At 46.7% G+C, this 18,668-nt stretch carries 17 protein-coding genes; 13 read left to right on the forward strand and 4 right to left on the reverse strand.

The window, feature by feature from the left end; translation table 11 throughout:
- The first annotated feature begins 334 nt into the window (after nucleotides 1-334).
- The 12 genes from BM607_RS10535 to dinB all read left to right on the forward strand — a co-directional run bounded on the left by BM607_RS10535 (nucleotide 335) and on the right by dinB (nucleotide 12,363).
- On the forward strand, nucleotides 335-1,669 hold the full coding sequence (locus BM607_RS10535; RefSeq protein ID WP_006080462.1) for a Na(+)-translocating NADH-quinone reductase subunit A: 1,335 nt from the start codon (nucleotides 335-337) through the stop codon (nucleotides 1,667-1,669).
- Nucleotides 1,669-2,868 (forward strand): NADH:ubiquinone reductase (Na(+)-transporting) subunit B, encoded by a 1,200-nt coding sequence (locus BM607_RS10540; protein ID WP_006080463.1) that lies wholly within the window; start codon nucleotides 1,669-1,671, stop codon nucleotides 2,866-2,868. Before BM607_RS10535 ends, BM607_RS10540 begins: the two co-directional genes overlap by 1 nt.
- Nucleotides 2,861-3,649 (forward strand): Na(+)-translocating NADH-quinone reductase subunit C, encoded by a 789-nt coding sequence (locus BM607_RS10545; protein WP_006080465.1) that lies wholly within the window; start codon nucleotides 2,861-2,863, stop codon nucleotides 3,647-3,649. Before BM607_RS10540 ends, BM607_RS10545 begins: the two co-directional genes overlap by 8 nt.
- Complete coding sequence (locus BM607_RS10550) at nucleotides 3,649-4,281, forward strand: NADH:ubiquinone reductase (Na(+)-transporting) subunit D (RefSeq protein ID WP_006080467.1); 633 nt, start codon at nucleotides 3,649-3,651, stop codon at nucleotides 4,279-4,281. Before BM607_RS10545 ends, BM607_RS10550 begins: the two co-directional genes overlap by 1 nt.
- Nucleotides 4,282-4,286: 5 nt before the next feature.
- On the forward strand, nucleotides 4,287-4,895 hold the full coding sequence (gene nqrE / locus BM607_RS10555; RefSeq protein WP_006080469.1) for an NADH:ubiquinone reductase (Na(+)-transporting) subunit E: 609 nt from the start codon (nucleotides 4,287-4,289) through the stop codon (nucleotides 4,893-4,895).
- 46 nt (nucleotides 4,896-4,941) lie between these two features.
- Nucleotides 4,942-6,198, forward strand: a complete 1,257-nt coding sequence (gene nqrF / locus BM607_RS10560; RefSeq protein WP_006080471.1) for an NADH:ubiquinone reductase (Na(+)-transporting) subunit F — start codon at nucleotides 4,942-4,944, stop codon at nucleotides 6,196-6,198.
- 98 nt (nucleotides 6,199-6,296) lie between these two features.
- The gene (locus BM607_RS10565; protein ID WP_006080472.1) at nucleotides 6,297-7,343 is read left to right on the forward strand and encodes an FAD:protein FMN transferase; all 1,047 of its coding nucleotides are present in this window, start codon (nucleotides 6,297-6,299) and stop codon (nucleotides 7,341-7,343) included.
- A 15-nt stretch (nucleotides 7,344-7,358) separates the two neighbouring features.
- Nucleotides 7,359-7,583 (forward strand): (Na+)-NQR maturation NqrM, encoded by a 225-nt coding sequence (gene nqrM / locus BM607_RS10570; protein ID WP_006080474.1) that lies wholly within the window; start codon nucleotides 7,359-7,361, stop codon nucleotides 7,581-7,583.
- Between the two features lie 261 nt (nucleotides 7,584-7,844).
- Nucleotides 7,845-8,318, forward strand: a complete 474-nt coding sequence (gene bfr, locus BM607_RS10575; protein ID WP_006080475.1) for a bacterioferritin — start codon at nucleotides 7,845-7,847, stop codon at nucleotides 8,316-8,318.
- 9 nt (nucleotides 8,319-8,327) lie between these two features.
- Nucleotides 8,328-8,795 (forward strand): bacterioferritin, encoded by a 468-nt coding sequence (bfr, locus tag BM607_RS10580; protein ID WP_006080476.1) that lies wholly within the window; start codon nucleotides 8,328-8,330, stop codon nucleotides 8,793-8,795.
- Between the two features lie 296 nt (nucleotides 8,796-9,091).
- Nucleotides 9,092-11,095 carry a methyl-accepting chemotaxis protein gene (locus tag BM607_RS10585; RefSeq protein WP_071938457.1) on the forward strand — a complete coding sequence of 668 codons (2,004 nt, stop codon included), beginning with the start codon at nucleotides 9,092-9,094 and terminating at the stop codon, nucleotides 11,093-11,095.
- A gap of 191 nt (nucleotides 11,096-11,286) precedes the next feature.
- On the forward strand, nucleotides 11,287-12,363 hold the full coding sequence (gene dinB, locus BM607_RS10590) for a DNA polymerase IV (protein WP_071938456.1): 1,077 nt from the start codon (nucleotides 11,287-11,289) through the stop codon (nucleotides 12,361-12,363).
- Between the two features lie 43 nt (nucleotides 12,364-12,406).
- On the opposite strand, the gene BM607_RS10595 is transcribed toward dinB, so the two are convergent.
- The gene (locus tag BM607_RS10595; RefSeq protein ID WP_071938455.1) at nucleotides 12,407-13,306 is read right to left on the reverse strand and encodes a LysR family transcriptional regulator; all 900 of its coding nucleotides are present in this window, start codon (nucleotides 13,304-13,306) and stop codon (nucleotides 12,407-12,409) included.
- Nucleotides 13,307-13,398: 92 nt separating this feature from the next.
- Between BM607_RS10595 and BM607_RS10600 the strand changes: the two genes are divergently transcribed.
- Nucleotides 13,399-14,331 carry a DMT family transporter gene (locus BM607_RS10600; RefSeq protein WP_071938454.1) on the forward strand — a complete coding sequence of 311 codons (933 nt, stop codon included), beginning with the start codon at nucleotides 13,399-13,401 and terminating at the stop codon, nucleotides 14,329-14,331.
- A 153-nt stretch (nucleotides 14,332-14,484) separates the two neighbouring features.
- Here BM607_RS10600 and BM607_RS10605 read toward each other — a convergent pair whose 3' ends face one another.
- From BM607_RS10605 to BM607_RS10615, 3 genes are all read right to left on the reverse strand, one after another.
- Nucleotides 14,485-16,131 carry a methyl-accepting chemotaxis protein gene (locus BM607_RS10605; protein ID WP_071938453.1) on the reverse strand — a complete coding sequence of 549 codons (1,647 nt, stop codon included), beginning with the start codon at nucleotides 16,129-16,131 and terminating at the stop codon, nucleotides 14,485-14,487.
- A 95-nt stretch (nucleotides 16,132-16,226) separates the two neighbouring features.
- On the reverse strand, nucleotides 16,227-16,781 hold the full coding sequence (locus BM607_RS10610) for a cache domain-containing protein (RefSeq protein ID WP_006080485.1): 555 nt from the start codon (nucleotides 16,779-16,781) through the stop codon (nucleotides 16,227-16,229).
- A 257-nt stretch (nucleotides 16,782-17,038) separates the two neighbouring features.
- Nucleotides 17,039-18,499 carry an aminoacyl-histidine dipeptidase gene (locus tag BM607_RS10615; RefSeq protein WP_071938452.1) on the reverse strand — a complete coding sequence of 487 codons (1,461 nt, stop codon included), beginning with the start codon at nucleotides 18,497-18,499 and terminating at the stop codon, nucleotides 17,039-17,041.
- Between the last annotated feature and the right edge of the window lie 169 nt (nucleotides 18,500-18,668).

Raw genomic sequence — 18,668 nt, forward strand, 5'->3', positions numbered from 1 at the left:
TGAATGTTTCGACTTTTTGCTAAATTAAATCTTTAATTATTAATGCTATAGTACCCAGTGGCCGTAATATTCTCTCTTTCTGATCAGTCACTAGGTCGGAAGGTGAACGCCGTAGCGCATGATTCTTTTCAATCCGTATTTTAGGTTTGAAATCACCTATAATTTTCGTGGCGATGCCAAGTCAATTGGGGTAAAATGCGCGCGACCAGCGTGATTGCGATCGCATTTCTGTGATAAATCTGCGCTAGCTCAATGCAGTAGGTTTTGTTTAAAACCTAAGTATTTAGCAGGAACGCGGCGCATTGTCTTTCCTTCAAACGTAGTGCTTGTGGATATGATTACAATTAAGAAAGGATTGGAACTGCCTATAGCAGGCGGACCAGAGCAAGTTATCCATAATGGCCCAGCCATTAAACATGTAGCTACTTTGGGTGAAGAGTATATTGGCTTACGTCCAACGATGAAAATCAAAGTGGGCGATAAAGTACAAAAAGGCCAGGTTCTTTTTGAAGATAAGAAGAATTTAGGCGTTAAATATACGGCTTTAGCCAGTGGTACTATATTAGACATTAACCGGGGCGCCCAGCGTGTTCTGCAGTCTGTTGTCATTGAAGTGGAAGGAAACGAAAGCGTTGCCTTTGCTAAATATGATGCCACTGCACTCGATACGCTCGACTCGCAGTTAGTCCGTGACAATCTGATCGAATCAGGTTTATGGACTGCTTTGCGTACTCGTCCTTTTAGCAAAGTTCCTGCTGTAGACTCTTCTGCTGCTGGTATTTTTGTAACCGCAATAGATACTCAACCTCTTGCCGCTGATCCCGTTGTGGTGATCCGTGAGCATAAAGAAGATTTTGCTAATGGTCTTAAGGTCTTAGCAAGACTTACTGACGGTAAAGTTTACCTTTGTAAAGCGCCTGGCGCTGATATTCCTGCCGCAAACGCCCAAGTTGAAGAATTTGCTGGTGTGCACCCTGCAGGATTAGTCGGTACTCATATTCACTTCTTATTGTCTGCCTCTGCAAAACGTACCGTTTGGCATATTGGTTACCAAGATGTAATAGCAATTGGTCAGCTATTTACGACGGGTGAACTCAATACCGAACGTGTTATTGCGATCGCAGGCCCTAAAGCGGCTAAGCCAAGACTCGTACGCACTGTTGTGGGCGCGAGCATGACTGAATTAACCGCAGGTGAAGCCTTAGATGGCAATGTTCGTCTGATTTCAGGCTCTGTTCTGAATGGTCGTACAGCCGTTGGCCCACAAGGGTATTTAGGTCGTTACCATGTTCAAGTAAGTCTGTTAGAAGAAGGTACAGAGAAAGAATTTTTAGGCTGGGTATTACCAGGCTCAGACAAATATTCTATCACTCGTGCATTCTTAGGACATCTTGCTCCTTCTCGTCTGTTCAGTATGACGACCAGTACAGGTGGTTCAGACCGCGCTATGGTGCCAATTGGTAACTATGAGCGTGTAATGCCATTGGACATTCTTCCTACTATGTTGTTGCGTGACTTGATTTCAGGTGACTTTGACGGTGCTGCTACGTTAGGCGCGTTAGAGTTAGATGAAGAAGATCTCGCACTGTGTACGTTCGTATGTCCAGGCAAGTATGACTACGGTTCATATCTGCGTGACTGTTTAGATACGATCGAGAGGGAAGGCTAATGAGCTTGAAAGATTTTTTCGAACGTATTGAACCCGACTTTGAAAAAGGCGGTAAATACGAAAAGTTTTATGCCCTATTCGAAGCGGCATACACAATTTTTTATACCCCAGGTAAAGTGAACAAGGGCAAAACCCACGTTCGCGATAACCTCGACCTAAAACGTATGATGATTACGGTTTGGGCTTGTGCTTTCCCAGCGATGTTCGTGGGTATGTACAACGTAGGGTTACAAGCTCAATTAGCTTTAGTGGCTGGTTTTGCTACCCCTGACGTATGGCAAGTGAGCTTGTTCAGCATGTTCGGTACCGAACTGACGGCAAACTCTGGCTGGCCTGCGTTAATGTGGTATGGCGCCTGTTTCTTCCTACCTATCTACGCGGTGACCTTCGCCGTCGGTGGTATCTGGGAAGTGCTGTTTGCCTCTATCCGCGGTCATGAAGTCAACGAAGGTTTCTTCGTTACCTCTATCCTGTTCGCTTTAACGCTGCCAGCAACTATCCCATTATGGATGGTGGCGCTGGGTATCACCTTCGGTGTGGTCGTGGCGAAAGAAGTGTTCGGTGGTACAGGGCGTAACTTCTTAAACCCAGCACTAGCGGGTCGTGCCTTCCTGTTCTTCGCTTATCCGTTGAACATGTCGGGTGATACCTCATGGGTTGTGGCTGACGGCTACTCAGGTGCGACTGCACTGAGCCAAGCTGCTGCGGGCACATTAGATTACGCAATTAACCAAAACTGGTGGGATTCGTTCTTCGGTTTCATTCCAGGTTCAGTTGGTGAAGTGTCTACATTAGCGATTCTGTTAGGTGGTTTGGTCATCATCTACACGCGTATCGCTTCATGGCGCATCGTTGGCGGTGTAATGGTCGGTATGATTGCCATTTCTACTCTGTTGAACGTTGTCGGTAGCGACACTAACCCAATGTTTGCAATGCCTTGGTACTGGCACTTAGTGTTAGGTGGTTTTGCGTTTGGCATGATGTTTATGGCGACAGACCCAGTGTCAGCGTCATTCACTAACCAAGCTAAATGGGCATACGGTATCTTGATCGGTGCAATGGCTGTGTTTATCCGCGTGATTAACCCTGCATTCCCTGAAGGCATGATGTTGGCAATTTTGTTTGCTAACTTGTTCGCGCCATTGTTCGACCACTTCGTGGTTCAGGCAAATATCAAGCGGAGGATTGCCCGTGGCTAGTAATAAAGATTCGTTCGGCAGAACCTTATTTATCGTCGTTGGCCTATGTCTAATTTGTGCGATATTTGTGTCTACTGCAGCAGTGTTACTGAGACCGACTCAAGCAGAAAATAAACTGCTCGATAAGCAAAAGTACATTCTGGAAGCCGCTGGTCTTATCGATACTAAAGCTGGCAAGGTCACCAAAGCGCAAATTCTGGATACATACGGCAAACACATCGAAGCTAAACTGGTCGATTTGAAAACGGGTGCTTGGGTTGATGGTGTTGATGCTGACACTTATGATCAACGTAAAGCGTCTCGTGATGTGAAAACCTCATTTGTACCTGAGAACGACATTGCTTCTGTGAAACGCGTAGCGGATAACGCTGTGGTTTATCTCGTTCGTGATGAACAAGGTAAATTGACCAGTGTGATTCTGCCAATCCATGGTTATGGCCTTTGGTCTACTATGTATGCCTTCCTTGCTATGGATGCTGACCTAAACACAGTGCAAAGCTTAGTCTACTACGAGCAAGGCGAAACGCCGGGCTTAGGTGGCGAAGTGCAAAATGCTCAGTGGAAAGCGAAATGGCATGGCAAAAAGTTATTTGATGAGCAAGGTAAACTCGCTATCAGCGTAACGAAAAACCCAGCTGTTGCTAGCACTGAATACGGTGTAGACGCATTATCTGGCGCAACCTTAACGAGTAACGGTGTGCAACATTCACTGACATTCTGGTTAGGGAAAGAAGGTTTTGCGAGTTTCATTGAAAAAGCACGCAATGGAGGTCTCAACTAATGTCTGACGCTAAAGAACTGAAACAGGTTCTGACCGGACCTATAGTCAACAACAACCCGATTGCTTTACAAGTACTTGGTGTATGTAGTGCATTAGCGGTAACGAGCAAGCTCGAAACTGCACTGGTAATGGCGTTGGCGTTAACTGCGGTAACAGCGTTTTCGAACCTGTTTATCTCAATGATCCGTAATCATATTCCAAGCAGTGTGCGTATTATCGTACAGATGACCATTATTGCCTCTTTGGTAATCGTGGTTGACCAATTGCTGCAGGCTTATGCTTATCAGATCTCTAAGCAGCTGTCGGTATTCGTCGGTCTGATTATTACGAACTGTATCGTAATGGGTCGTGCCGAAGCTTACGCGATGAAAACACCGCCAATGATGAGCTTTATGGATGGTATCGGTAACGGTTTAGGTTACGGTGCAATTCTGTTAGCTGTTGGCTTCGTACGTGAACTGTTTGGTAACGGTTCTCTGTTCGGTGTTGAAATCCTGCACAAGATCTCTGATGGCGGCTGGTATCAACCAAACGGTCTGCTACTACTGCCTCCGAGTGCGTTCTTCCTGATCGGTGTTTTGATTTGGATTATTCGTACCTATAAGCCAGAGCAAGTTGAAGCAAAAGGGTAAGTGCGATGGAACATTATATTAGCCTGTTAATTCGCTCTGTTTTCATTGAAAACATGGCACTGGCCTTCTTCCTAGGTATGTGTACTTTCTTGGCTGTGTCTAAGAAAGTCACCACAGCCATGGGCCTAGGGATTGCGGTAGTTGTAGTGTTAACTATCTCTGTCCCAGCAAACCAAGTTATTTATCAAGGGCTGCTAGCTCCTGGTGCACTTGCTTGGGCTGGCGCACCTGAAGCTGACTTAAGCTTCTTGAAATTCATTACCTTTATCGGTGTGATTGCGGCTTTGGTTCAAATTCTGGAAATGGCACTGGACAAGTACTTTCCACCTTTGTACAACGCATTAGGTATTTTCTTACCTTTGATCACAGTGAACTGCGCGATTTTCGGTGCGGTATCATTCATGGTTGAGCGTGACTACAAGTTAGGCGAAAGTGTGGTGTTTGGTTTCGGCTCAGGAGTGGGTTGGGCATTAGCTATCGTATTGATGGCCGGTATCCGTGAGAAGCTGAAGTATGCCGACGTGCCTAACGGCCTACGTGGTTTAGGTATTACCTTTATCACTGCTGGTTTGATGGCCTTAGGTTTCATGTCGTTTTCTGGTGTGTCTCTGTAAGAGACACATAACGGCTTCTTGAATTGGACCTTCTAAGGATAAGTTAATGGATATTCTTGGTATTTTTAAATCTACTCCGCTCGAGGTTTACCTCGGTGTGAGTATGTTTACTGCTATCGTCCTCATCTTGGTATTAGTGATTTTATTCGCTAAGTCTAAGTTAGTGGCTAGCGGTGACATCACGATCGGCATTAATGACGATCCTGAAAAAGCAATTACAACCGGTGCTGGCGGTAAGTTGTTAGGCGTTTTGGCTAACAGCGGTATCTTCGTATCGAGTGCGTGTGGTGGCGGTGGTTCATGTGGCCAATGTCGCGTGGTGATTAAGTCTGGCGGCGGCGATATTCTGCCAACAGAACTTGACCACATTAGCAAAGGTGATGCCCGTAAAGGCTGTCGTCTTTCTTGTCAGGTTAACGTTAAGAACGATATGGAAATCGAGCTTGACGAAGAAATCTTCGGTATCAAGAAATGGGAATGTGAAGTTATCTCTAACGATAACAAAGCCACTTTCATTAAAGAACTGAAGCTGCAAATTCCTGATGGCGAATCTGTACCATTCCGTGCTGGCGGTTATATTCAAATCGAAGCACCTGCTCACCATGTTAAATATGCAGATTTCGATGTACCTGCACAATACCGTGGCGACTGGGAACACTTCGGTTTCTTCAATCTTGAATCTAAGGTTGATGAAGAAACTATCCGTGCATACTCAATGGCTAACTACCCAGAAGAGTTCGGTATTATCATGCTGAACGTGCGTATTGCTACGCCTCCACCACGTAACCTGACACTGCCTTGCGGTAAGATGTCATCTTACATTTGGAGCTTAAAAGCTGGCGATAAAGTGACAATTTCTGGCCCATTCGGTGAATTCTTCGCGAAAGATACCGATGCAGAAATGGTGTTTATCGGCGGTGGTGCGGGTATGGCGCCAATGCGTTCACATATCTTCGACCAACTGAAGCGTCTTCAGTCTAAACGTAAGATGAGCTTCTGGTACGGTGCACGTTCTAAGCGTGAAATGTTCTACGTAGAAGACTTCGACGGCCTAGCTGCTGAGAATGATAACTTCGTATGGCATGTGGCACTTTCAGATCCTCAACCAGAGGATAACTGGGATGGTTACACAGGTTTTATTCATAACGTATTGTATGAAAACTATCTGAAAAACCATGATGCACCAGAAGATTGTGAGTTCTACATGTGTGGACCTCCAATGATGAACGCTGCCGTAATTGGTATGTTGAAAAATCTTGGTGTCGAAGACGAAAACATCCTGTTGGATGACTTCGGCGGCTAATGTTCATTAGTCCTAGATAGAAAAGTTGCAGATGTTGAGGATAATCTCTCATCTGCAACTTTTGCATTTAAGGGCCCAAATAAGAGTAGTAGGTCACTATGTTTCAGACCTTAAAGATCAATACCTCAGCACTAAAGCATTCATTTAACTGGCTAGTCCTCGTAGGGCTGGCCTTTTTTGTTTCAGCCTGTTCTAAGCAGAACGAAGTCATTTCGTTAGCGGGCAGCACTATGGGGACGACTTACCATATTAAAGTCGTACCGAATGAGCAGATGCCGACAGCGCAGTTACTTCAAGCGGAAATTGATTTAGCCCTTGAGCTAGTCAATGATCAGATGTCGACGTATCGCCCTGATTCAGAATTATCCCGTTTCAACCAGTTGCCATTGGAGCAAAGCGTTGAAGTCTCACCGGATACCATCAAAGTGGTGCAAGAGGGAGTACGCTTATATCAAGTGACGGATAAGGCACTTGATATTACCTTAGGTCCTTTAGTTAACCTGTGGGGATTTGGGCCAGATAAGCGTCCAACAAAGGTCCCTAGTCAGGCCGATATCGATGCGGCAAAAGCCAAAACCGGTATTAGTGAACTTTCCATTGAAGGTAACCGTCTAACTAAGCACAACGCCCATTTATACGTAGACCTATCGTCGATTGCCAAAGGGTTTGGGGTTGATAAAGTGGCTTCCATTCTTGATAAATATCACGCGACTGGGTATTTAGTTGAAATTGGTGGTGAGCTCAGCATTAAAGGTGCTAAAGGCGATGGTAGCTCTTGGCGCGTTGCCATAGAGCAACCAACCGATGACGGTTCTGAAGCCGTACAGCAGGTTATCTCACCAGGTACTATGGCGATGGCGACCTCGGGTGATTATCGTAATTATTATGAGGAAGACGGCCAACGTTTTACCCATATAATTGATCCACGTACCGGTTTGCCGATAAATCATAAGCTAGCATCCGTGACCGTATTGCATCAAAATTGTATGACAGCCGATGGTTTTGCGACGGCTATGATGGTTTTGGGTACAGAAGCATCATTGGAGCTTGCCAAGAAGGAACACTTGGCGATAATGCTTATCGAAAAGCAAGGCGACGGATTTAAGGTCTACTATAGCGACGCCTTCAAGCCTTTCCTTATTTAGTTTTTGGAGTAAACCATGACCTCTTTTATCGCGGCATTTGTGATTTTGTTATTATTCTTTTTGCTCATGTCGATTGGTTATCTCATCAAGCGCAAAGCCGTTGAAGGAAGTTGTGGCGGTTTAGGTGTTCTAGGGATTGAGAAAGCGTGCGATTGTGATGACCCTTGTGACAAACGTAAACGTCGTATGGCCGCTGAAGAAGCGCGTCGTGAGAAGTTAACAAAAGACCGTATTATCTAACATTCTCTAAATCGTCTGTTCCGACAATAGCCTCCCATCTGGAGGCTATTTTTTTTGCCTGAAACTTATCAGCCTAGATGATTCACTTAAATTTATCCTTGGGATATGAGGGAGATAGCGCGCTAATCTAAGCGGAAATGAGAATGGTTGTTATCATTAAGTGGGTGAAATATAAAGATAATTTGAGTTAGCTGCTGAATTGTACTAGGCTAGAAGCTTGATTTAGATCAATCTTTTCACGCTTACCAAGGATAGTAACTTATGAAAGGTCATCCTAAAGTGGTTGGGCAACTGAATCGGGTGCTTACCTGTGAGTTGACCGCCATCAATCAATATTTTCTCCATGCCCGCATGTTTAAGCACTGGGGCCTTGAGAAGCTAAATCACGTCGAATACAAAAAATCCATCCAAGATATGAAGCACGCCGATAAGCTCATCGAGCGCGTACTGTTTTTGGAAGGCCTGCCAAATCTGCAGCAACTCGAGAAACTTCGTATTGGTGAACATAGCCAAGAAATGCTCGACTGCGATCTGGCCATGGTGCAAGAGCAGCTTACATTGCTGCGTGATGCCATTAGCCTGTGTGAAGCCGAGCAAGACTATGTGAGCCGCGATCTGCTGGAAGACATTCTCGAAGATGAGGAAGAGCATTTAGATTGGCTCGAGTCGCAGCAAGAGCTCATTACGCTAACCGGTATTCAAAATTATCTACAATCGCAAATTAGCGACCAATAGGAGCGGGATATGAAAGGCGATAAAGACGTCATCGATGCGTTAAATCGACTCCTAACGGGAGAACTCTCGGCAATGGATCAATATTTTGTCCATGCCCATATGTACGAAGATTGGGGCTTGAATGAACTCTATGAGCGCATCGCCCATGAGTCCGATGATGAAAAAGCCCATGCGGCCAAATTAGTACAGCGTATTTTATTCCTCGAAGGAACGCCTAATGTTGCCGCCCGTGAGGCGTTGAACATAGGTAAAGATGTGGAAGAGATGCTGCGTAATGATCTCGCCTACGAGTACAAGGTCGCGGACGATTTGCGCCAAGTGATTGCCCTGTGTGAGCAGAAGCAAGATTACCAAACCCGCGAAATCCTCGAAGTGTTACTCGACGATACTGAGTCGGACCACATGTATTGGCTCGAAAAACAACTCGGACTTATCGACCGTGTCGGGCTGCAAAACTACCTGCAAACTAAGATGTAATTGCTAAATCAAGATCAGCGAGACTATCTCGCTGATCTTATTTCTACCGCTTCCTATTTATCCAATCTGTATATAGTCTATCTGACTGTATAACTCTGCCTCTACAAACTCATCCTCTGCAATCCGCCTTAAATTTAGCGAATCCTGTTATACGTTCAATATCCTTTCTTTACAAATACTTATTTACGTTTTTTATGGCGATTTCATCTGTTGTTAACAGGTAAAAATTGTTACCGTGTAAAACTATTTTTGCGAGCCATATTGTTAAGTTGTTGGTCAGCCAGACGGGAAGATTGATGGGATATATGAAACGTTCTCTAAGTTTGCAGTTAGTGGTTACTATCGTTGGTGCGCTTGCTGTACTGCTTACCTTAGTCGCCGCTTTGTTGGTGACGAAAGAAAGTGATAACACGCGAAAGCAGGTCGATGCGGATATTTCGGCGTTAGTTGCCTTAAAAGCCAATGAGATTAGCGGTTACTTTATTGCTAAGGGCCAAGTGATCCATTCAGTGTTTGCCGAGCCGGGTTTAGTGAAGTGGTTTACTCAGTATCACGCCCGTGGCAGTCAACTCGCGGCTGATCGCCAGTACCAAGACATTATTGGTTACTTTAAGTCTTTCTCTGATCGCGATAGTGATGTTAAATCGGTGTTTTTTGGCTCGGCCAATACCTTCGAGTACTTTGACCTTAATGGCCGTTTTGATGGCGATCCAGATTACTACACCAACAAACGACCTTGGTGGCAGGAAGCGATCGATCAAGCCGGGCTCTTTGTTGGCGATCCAGCGGTCGATGCGAACGATGGTTCAATTTCTGCTACGGTTAAAACCCCCGTTTATGCGGCGAATGGTGAGCTGATTGGCATTGGCGGCATGGATATCTTGATTGATACCATTGGTAAATCCCTGCTGGCACCGATTAAATACCGTGATTTTGGCCAAGCTTTCTTAATGACAGACGAAGGCAAGCTAGTGTATTTCCCTGGTTTTTCCGAGCGTTTCCCGCCGGGCTCCTTGGCGAATCAAGTGGATACTCAGTTTAAGGACACATCAGGGTTTTCTGCATTACGACAACAGATGCAAAGGGAAGCGCAAGGGTTTGCTAATGTTACATTTAATGGCGTTCCCCAGCGGGTGATCTTTGTGACTGTGGGCGGCGATTATCCCAAACAAAAGTGGCACTTAGCCTTTATGTTGCCTCACGAAGTGATTGAAGCGCCGGTGACCGCCGCGTTCCGGAATGCCAGTATGGTTGCCATAGGTATCATGCTGCTAATGGGCGTGACAGTATGGTTGATGTTGCTGCCTTTTAGACGTCAGTTAGCTAAGTTATTGGATGCGATGGAAGATATCGCCGAAGGTGACAGTGATTTATCGAAACGTATTCTAATGGATCGGGAAGATGAGTTAGGCAAACTTGGCGATGCTTTTAACCGCTTTGCCGAGAAAGTGCAGCATATGTTGTTGGATACGCGCAGCTTAACCCAAGAGGTAGGCACGGGTGTTGTCGATGCGCGGCAAATCTGCGACTTAGCCGTGTCGTCGGTCTCATCGCAAAAGCAGCAGATAGATTCGGTTGCCACCGCCGCGACGCAAATGGCGCAAACCAGCCAAGAAATGGCTGTCAGTGCACAACGGGCGAATGATTTTGCCCAGAAGGCGCAAACTCAAGCCCACGATGGTACACAGATTGTTTCCCGTGCGACCGAAGGGATGAAGGCACTGTCGCAACAAGTGATTGCGGCGGCGAAAGTGATTAAACACTTACGCAATAGCTCAGAGCAAATCGGTGAAGTCTTGAGCGTGATCCGTAACATTGCCGAACAAACCAATCTATTGGCATTGAATGCGGCGATTGAAGCGGCGCGTGCGGGTGAGCAAGGCCGTGGCTTTGCTGTGGTGGCAGACGAAGTGCGCACGTTGGCATCGCGTACCCAAGATTCTACCGCTAACATTCAAGGCATTATCCAAACCTTGCAACAAAGCGCATTGCAGGCTGAGCAAGTGATGGAATCGGGCGTTGAGCAAGCGAAAGCGGGGCAAGAGCTAACGACTCAGGTCGAAGCGGCACTGAATGATATTGCGACGGCGATTATGTCAATCCAACAGCAAACGGTTGAAATAACCGTAGCAATCGATCAGCAAGCCGTGGCGGCCGAGGAAGTGGCGCTCAATGTCGATAATGTGCGGGGGTTGTCGGATCAGTCTTTGCTTTCGAGTCAGGACTTATCGCAAAGCTTGCAAGGCTTTGAGGATATGACCCGCGCACTTACTCGCAATATCGGCCAATTTAAGATTTAAGCCTGAGTTGGTCAGTGAACTGTTTGCTCACTGACCATCAGCTCAATAACGGCATCATTCATAGTGCACTCACAAAAGGAGCTTAGGCGCTCCTTTTAATTTTAGGTTTCCCGCCTGATCCTCGCTAAATTGATGACGAACACTTGATTACTGTTTTTATATACAGTATTTTGGCGTTGGAGGAATTCAACGTGCGAAAAATTATTCACATCGATATGGACTGCTATTTTGCGGCAGTGGAAATGCGCGACTTTCCCGAATACCGTGGCAAGCCTTTAGCTGTGGGCGGCAGCAGCGATCGTCGTGGTGTTATTAGCACTTGCAGTTACGAGGCACGTAAATTCGGTGTGCGTTCAGCGATGGCGACCGCTTATGCCTTTAAGTTGTGTCCCGATCTCATTTTGGTTCCTGGGCGGATGCAGGTTTATAAAGATGTGTCGCTGCAAATTCGTGAAATTTTCTCCCGCTATACCCCATTGATTGAGCCGCTTTCTTTAGATGAAGCCTATTTAGACGTGAGTGAGTGCCAACAATATAAGGGCTCGGCGACCTTGATTGCGCAGGCCATTCGCCGCGATATCTTAGCCGAAACGGGGTTAACCGCTTCGGCAGGCATAGCACCGGTGAAGTTTTTGGCTAAGGTTGCCTCTGATCTGAATAAGCCAAACGGCCAATATGTGATTACTCCTGAAACACTTCCTGATTTTGTTAAAACCTTATCGCTGCGTAAAATTCCCGGTGTCGGTAAAGTCACCGCCGAAAAGCTCTCCTCGCTTGGGCTCAATACCTGTGGTGATGTGCAAGCCTATTCTAAACCTGAGTTATTGGCGCGATTCGGCAAGTTTGGTGGCGTGTTGATTGAGCGTTCCCAAGGTATCGATGAACGGGGCATTTCCGCCGATAGGGAGCGTAAATCAGTCGGTGTTGAAACTACGCTGGCGAAGGATATTTATAGCCTAGAGCAGTGCCAACAAGTGATGCCGGGATTGATCCAAGAATTAGCCCTACGTTTGAGCCGCAGCGCTAAGGAACGCAAAATTCACAAGCAAGTGGTCAAGCTCAAGTTTAATGATTTCAAGCAAACCACCATTGAGCATCGTAGTGATGAAGTCTCGATTGTGATGTTTTATGATCTACTCGCACAGGCGATGGCAAGGCAAGAGGGGCGCGGCATTCGCCTATTAGGTATTTCGGTCGGCCTCGCCGATTCTATCCTCGCAGTGCCCGAAATCCCAAATGCCCAGACTCAGCTTGATTTAGCGCTCTAGGCGTTTATTGAGTCGATACGCCGCAGACTCATCCCTGAATGGCTCAATAAGCCTCGGGTGGATTCGCCAACATAAAATCAATTAACAGTCTGACCCGCAAGGGTAAATTGTCCCGATCGCGATACATCAAGTAGGCGGTGCGCGGAATACCTTGCCATTCTGGCAGTATTTGAACGAGCTTGCCGCTTTGTATCTGTTCACTCGCCATGCTGATGGGTATGAGTCCAATGCCGAGCCCCGCCACCACAGCCTGACTGGCGATCGCCATATCATCGACGGCTAATTTGATGTTACCCCTCGGCTCAAACTCGAAATCTTGCCCTGTGATATTGTGCTGTAAGCGCCATGTTTTTACGGGCTTTGCGATGACAACCGGATGTTGTTCGAGTGCTTCTATGGATTGCAGTGCATGCCACTGGGTTGCCGATGAACTGGCGCAAAGCACAAAGCTAATCGTGGTGAGCGGCCTTGCAATCCAATCGGGATCTTTAGGTTCACCCACTCGAAAGGCGATATCGATGGCGTTTTCACTGACATCGATATTCATGTTCGACAGGCTTAAGTCGATGTCGATATTGGGATAATGCCGTTGGAAGGCGTTGAGTGATTCACCTAGCCAGCGATAGGTTGTATTGATGGGCGCCGAGATCCGCAGTTTGCCAACCGCTTGATGTTTATCCGCATGTAACTCACCAGATACCTGGTTTAACTCGATAAACAGCGGGCCGCAGCGTTCGAGATAACGCTGACCTGTGGCGGTAAGGTTGACTCTATGGGCGTCTCTGTGCAGTAAACGCAGGCCTAATGATTGTTCTAACAGATTGATTCGTCGGCTTAAGGTCGAAGGTGGAATGCCTAAGTGCTGCGCCGCGAGCTTAAAGCTCCCTTGTTGTGCCACCACCCAAAATAAGCGCATATCGTCTAAGGAATAATTAAGTTTCATATTTGGAATTTAAGCTCTCAATCTTGTATGTTTTAATAATATATGAAACTTATAAACTAAGCTCAATCCCAATTATCTCCCTAGAGTCCGATATGAAATCCCATACACCTTACATGACATTCGTTTGTCTACTGATTTGCGTTTTTAGCTGGGGCAGCGTGTTTCCCATTGCTAAGCGAGTGCTGGAGGAGATGTCAGGTGAATCCCTCGTATTCTGGCGTTTTACCATTGCGGCGGTGACTCTGGCGTTATATATCGTTTTTACTCGTCAGGCTTGGCCCAAATTGAGTTTGGCGCAATACATTGTCATAGCGCTGGTGGGCGTGATTGGTGTGGGCGGCTTAAATCTGGCGTTATTTAATGGGCTGCAGCACACCTCTGCCGCCAATGGCGCCTTGATTATGGCGCTCAGTCCGCTGGTGACTTCAATCGTCAACGCGCTATTACAGCGTGAATGGCTCAGCAGACAACAAGTGTTTAGCTTAGTGGGCGGATTGGCGGGCGTATTGCTAGTGATCACCAACGGCAGTGTGCAGCAGTTGCTCAATTTCAGTTTTAACCAAGGTGATGTGATGATTGCTGCCGGCATGTTGGCGTGGAGTGGTTATACCATTTGTTCGCAACGGGTTGGCCATTGGTTGCCTGTATTGCCATTTACCTTGCTGAGTATGATAGCTGCCAGTGTGTCTATGTCCGTGATTGGGCTTGGCCGAGGTGAGTTTCACCCTTGGCTGGAGTTGATGGGACTGTCGGCAACGGCTTTTTCTAGCGTGCTCTATATAGGTTTATTCGCCACTGTGCTCGGTTATCTGTTTTGGATTAACGGGGTTAAGGCGCTTGGCCCCGCTAAGGCATCGGTCTTTTTTAATCTCGTGCCCGTTTTTGCGGCATTAACGGCGTTAGCCATGGGGCAGGCGGTAACGGAAATGCAATTGGTGGGGATGCTGATAGTGATCCTCGCGCTGATGTTACCTATGTTGGTCAATCTACGCGCGACAAGAGGCTTCGTGGTTAAGCGCTGCTAATCGATGCTAGCTTTGCTGTTTAAATATAAGGGAGCACCTGAATTCAGATAATCACTGCGACAGGTTTATGCTCCCTTATTCGGTAAAGGGGACTTTTCAAACATCACAGATTTACAAAAGGTAACTTATATAAAAACTTTCACTCTCGACAAATTACAGTTTAAAACGACTGACCAGCGCCGTGAGGTTACCCGCCATTGACGAGAGTTGTACGCTTGCGGCGTAGATTTCATCAGTGTTGCGTAAACTGTCCTCCGACTGTTCGGCAATGTGTTGAATATTTTGATGACTCTCATTGGCCATAGTGGTTTGCGCTTTGGCAGCGAGGGCGATTTGATTATTCATCTCGCTGATCTGACTCACCATTTCTGCAATATGTGCTAGGGCTTCACCGGCATTACTGGCGGCTTCGACGCTCGAAATGGCCTTTTCATTACCGATATTAATTGCCGCCACAGCGCTTTGGGTGCCATTTTGCACATTGGCGATCATCAATTTAATTTCTTCAGTGGATTGGTGGGTCTTAGAGGCGAGAGATCGCACTTCATCGGCAACCACAGCAAAGCCGCGTCCTTGCTCGCCCGCTCGCGCCGCTTCAATTGCTGCGTTAAGGGCTAATAGATTGGTCTGTTCGGCAATAGATTGGATCACCTCAAGCACGCGGCCGATATGTTGGCCTTCTTGCTCGAGTTTGTTGATTTGCATTTCTGCCGAGCCTACATCCCCTGCGAGTTCACGAATTACATTGATGGTTTTTTTCACTCTTTCTTGGCCATCGGCGGTAAAGATATCGGCTTGTTTGGCTGCATCGGCGGCATGACTGGCACTGACTGACACTTCTTGCACAGAGGCAGCAATGTGATCACTGGCATCGGCGATTCTGTGGGTGGCAGCCTGTTGATCCATCAAGGTATGTTTTGCCGTGGCGCTGGTTTTGGCTAGTCCTTCGGCGGCGACATTAAGCTCCGAAGTGGATTGTTTAAATTGCGAGATAATGCCATGTAAGTTATCGAGAAAATGATTGAATGCCTTGGCGAGATCACCAAGCTCGTCCTTAGAGGTTAGCTGGACTCGCTCGGTCAAATCACCATCACCATCGGTAATGTCGTGGATTTTCGCCAGCAAAACTGCGAGCGGCTTACTGATGAGTTTAGGCAAGGCAACGATGAACAGAATGCAGATCAGGATACTAATCGTTAAAGCAATTAACTGCATCTGCTGCCCACGATAGGCGTCATCATCCACTTGGGTGACAGCTGCTGCCGTATTGCTGTTTAAGTCATCGATTAGCTGATTAATATTTTGATGCAGCTGCTCGAATTGCGTCGCTGCTTGGCCAAAGCTCAGATCAATGGCGGTCGTGCGACCGTTACGGCCATTTTGGGTGCGCTGATTGCTGATTTCAGAGGTAGTGGTTCGCCATATCTCGAAACTGCGATTTAATTCATTGAGTTTTTCTTTTGCGAGGGGACTAGTGGTCACATCAGCAAACTGATTAAGGTGTTCTTTGACTAGGGATATACTATTAGTGTGCTGTTTTAGAAGGCTATTATAGGAGTCCGTGCCGACGTTAACGAACATCAGGCTACGTTCGGCGACTTGCGCTTGGTAAAGCTCTTTATCAGCTTGCAGCAGTTCAGATTGGCTCGGTAAGTATTCGAGTGCGAGCGTATTTGCGCTGTTATTTAATGCTTTAAGCCCTAAGATGCCAGTTGAAGAGGCGAAGATGACTACGCCAGCGAGTAGCAGACTCGGGTAAGTCAGTTTCTGGTTAACGGAAAGATCTTTATACCATTCCATAGTCACGCCCTCCTTGATTGATGCATTGAAAGGTGAGGGCCGCGATAACCACTGAATAAAAGCGGATGCGGCCCATCACTGGCGTTCTCTGGCAATTAGAGTCCGAATTGATCTAGGTTGATCCCGATGGTGATAGCACCAATTGCGGCATCGCCATCCATGACGGGTATCGAAATTTGTACCAAATAAGCTTGGGAGCTAGTGTCAAATTTGACTGGACCTATGTGCTTATCGCCTTTGCCATTGGCGAAGGATTTTTGCCATTTATCCTCGTCACCCTGCCAGTAGTCCGAGGTTTTACTGGTCATGGCGACGTTAGCACCTTGATTATCCATGAGGAAAATTTCTTGGTAGTAAGGTTGGCTGGCTTCGAAGGTGGTGAGAAACTTGGCCGCTTCGTTGTTCATCAAGGACGACATAAAATCATCAATCCCTGCGGTGGCGATCCATTTTTCATCTAATGTTTTGATCGAATCTAAACTTTTGCCTTGAGCATTTTGCGCTTTAACGGCATTCACCAGCACCACTTCTTTACCTAATGGCATCAGTGAATCGGCTAGATCGATAACGGCTTGGGGGACTTCTTCGGCGAAACTGAGGTTACTGCTGAGCAGTAGTGCGGCGGCTGACAAGATTTTACCAAATTTCATGATCTCTATTCCTTAAGGTCACAGTATTGAAGGGGAAAGCGGCTATCTCTAAAAGCGCGACAAGCAAAAATACGTTCGGGTTAGACAGAACAACTATAGTAGAAAATTCAAGTTATTCAGTTCTTTCATAAAAATTTTATCAATGGCATTTCTACACACTAATAGAAGGCGCGATAAAAAATAAGGCCACATCTGACTTGAGCAGATGTGGCCTTGAATTAAGTGCCAATTGAGTGAGCTAGGCTAACATTCGGGCGTTACGCCTTAACTGGAATACGCTCGAGTACGGCTAATAATAAGGTCCAGTATTGGCCGACTGTGGTGATGTTCACCATCTCGTCTGGGCCGTGCGGATAACGAATCGTGGGGCCAATCGAGACCATGTCCATGTCTGGATAAGGTTTCTTGAATAGACCACACTCAAGACCCGCATGGATCACCATGATCACTGGCTCTTTTTGGTAAATGTCTTGATAGGTTTCGCGTACTATCGCCATCACAGGCGAGCTGTTATCTGGCTTCCAACCTGGGTAAGCGCCGCTTAAATCGATATCGGCTCCGGCTAAGTTAGTTAACGCAGTTAACATGCCTTCGACTTGAGTACGGCCAGAATCAATCAGTGAGCGAATAAGACACAGGATAGTGACTTGTTCATCGTCAGTGCTGATAACGCCTACGTTGAGTGAGGTTTCAGTCACACCTTCGACTTCATCGCTCATGCGGATCACGCCGTTAGGGCATACATGCAGCAAATCGATCAGGGTATTTTGGCTGTTTTCGCTCATCACACGTTTTGGCGTGGGGATAGTGTTTAACACTAAACGCATATCAGGATCGGCAATGGCGAGTTCAGTGCGGATAAGCGCTTCAAACTCAGCGACTTTTTCGTTTAAGGCACTGACGTTTTCTTCTGGCAACATAAAGCTGATGTTGGCTTCACGTGGAATCGCATTACGCAATGAACCGCCGCTAAATTGTGTCAGCTCTAACGCTAAATCATCTGCATTTTCAAATAGGAAACGCGCTAATAACTTGTTGGCGTTGCCGCGACCTAAGTGAATGTTCACTCCAGAGTGACCGCCTTTTAAGCCAGATAAATGCAGGCTAAAGGCTGAGTAACTTTGCTCAGACGCTTGCCAAACCATAGGCAGGGTGATTTGAGCATCGACGCCACCGGCGCAGCCCATGTAAATTTCACCTTCTTGCTCAGAATCTGTGTTGATCAGGATCTCTGCGTCTAACATGCCCGCCTGTAAACCGAAGGCGCCAGTCATGCCCGCCTCTTCATCGATGGTCAGCAGCACTTCTAATGGACCGTGCTTGATGTCATCAGAGCCCAAAATGGCCAGCGCCGATGCCATGCCGATACCGTTATCTGAACCTAAGGTCGTACCTTTGGCTTTAACCCAATCACCATCGACATAAGCTTCGATAGGATCTTGGGTGAAGTCGTGTACTTTGTCGGCATTCTTCTGCGGCACCATATCGATATGGGCTTGAATGACCACCATTTTACGATCTTCCATTCCAGGCGTAGCCGGTTTGCGGATGATCAAGTTGCCAACGGCATCTTCAACGACGGCAAGTTGTTTGCTTTTTGCCCACGCTTGAATGTGCTGGCTTAAGGCTTGCTCATGCTTAGATGGGTGGGGAATAGCGCAGATTTGTTCAAACCATTGCCATAATGGCTGTGGGTATAACTGACTTAAAGCTGTCACAGAAGTGTCCCTCATAAGGTCTTGTAGGTATAGGGCAAATTTGCGGCCATTCTACCACATTCTGCGCAGCCAATTAATCTCAGCATCACAGGCTTTTGTTACGCTGGCAGCCAAAGTTTCCAGTTGGGATTTTTCAGAGTGTCTCGATACCACTTTTAGATTGGTAATT

Source organism: Shewanella sp. SACH (assembly GCF_001887095.2).
Taxonomy (GTDB): domain Bacteria; phylum Pseudomonadota; class Gammaproteobacteria; order Enterobacterales; family Shewanellaceae; genus Shewanella; species Shewanella baltica.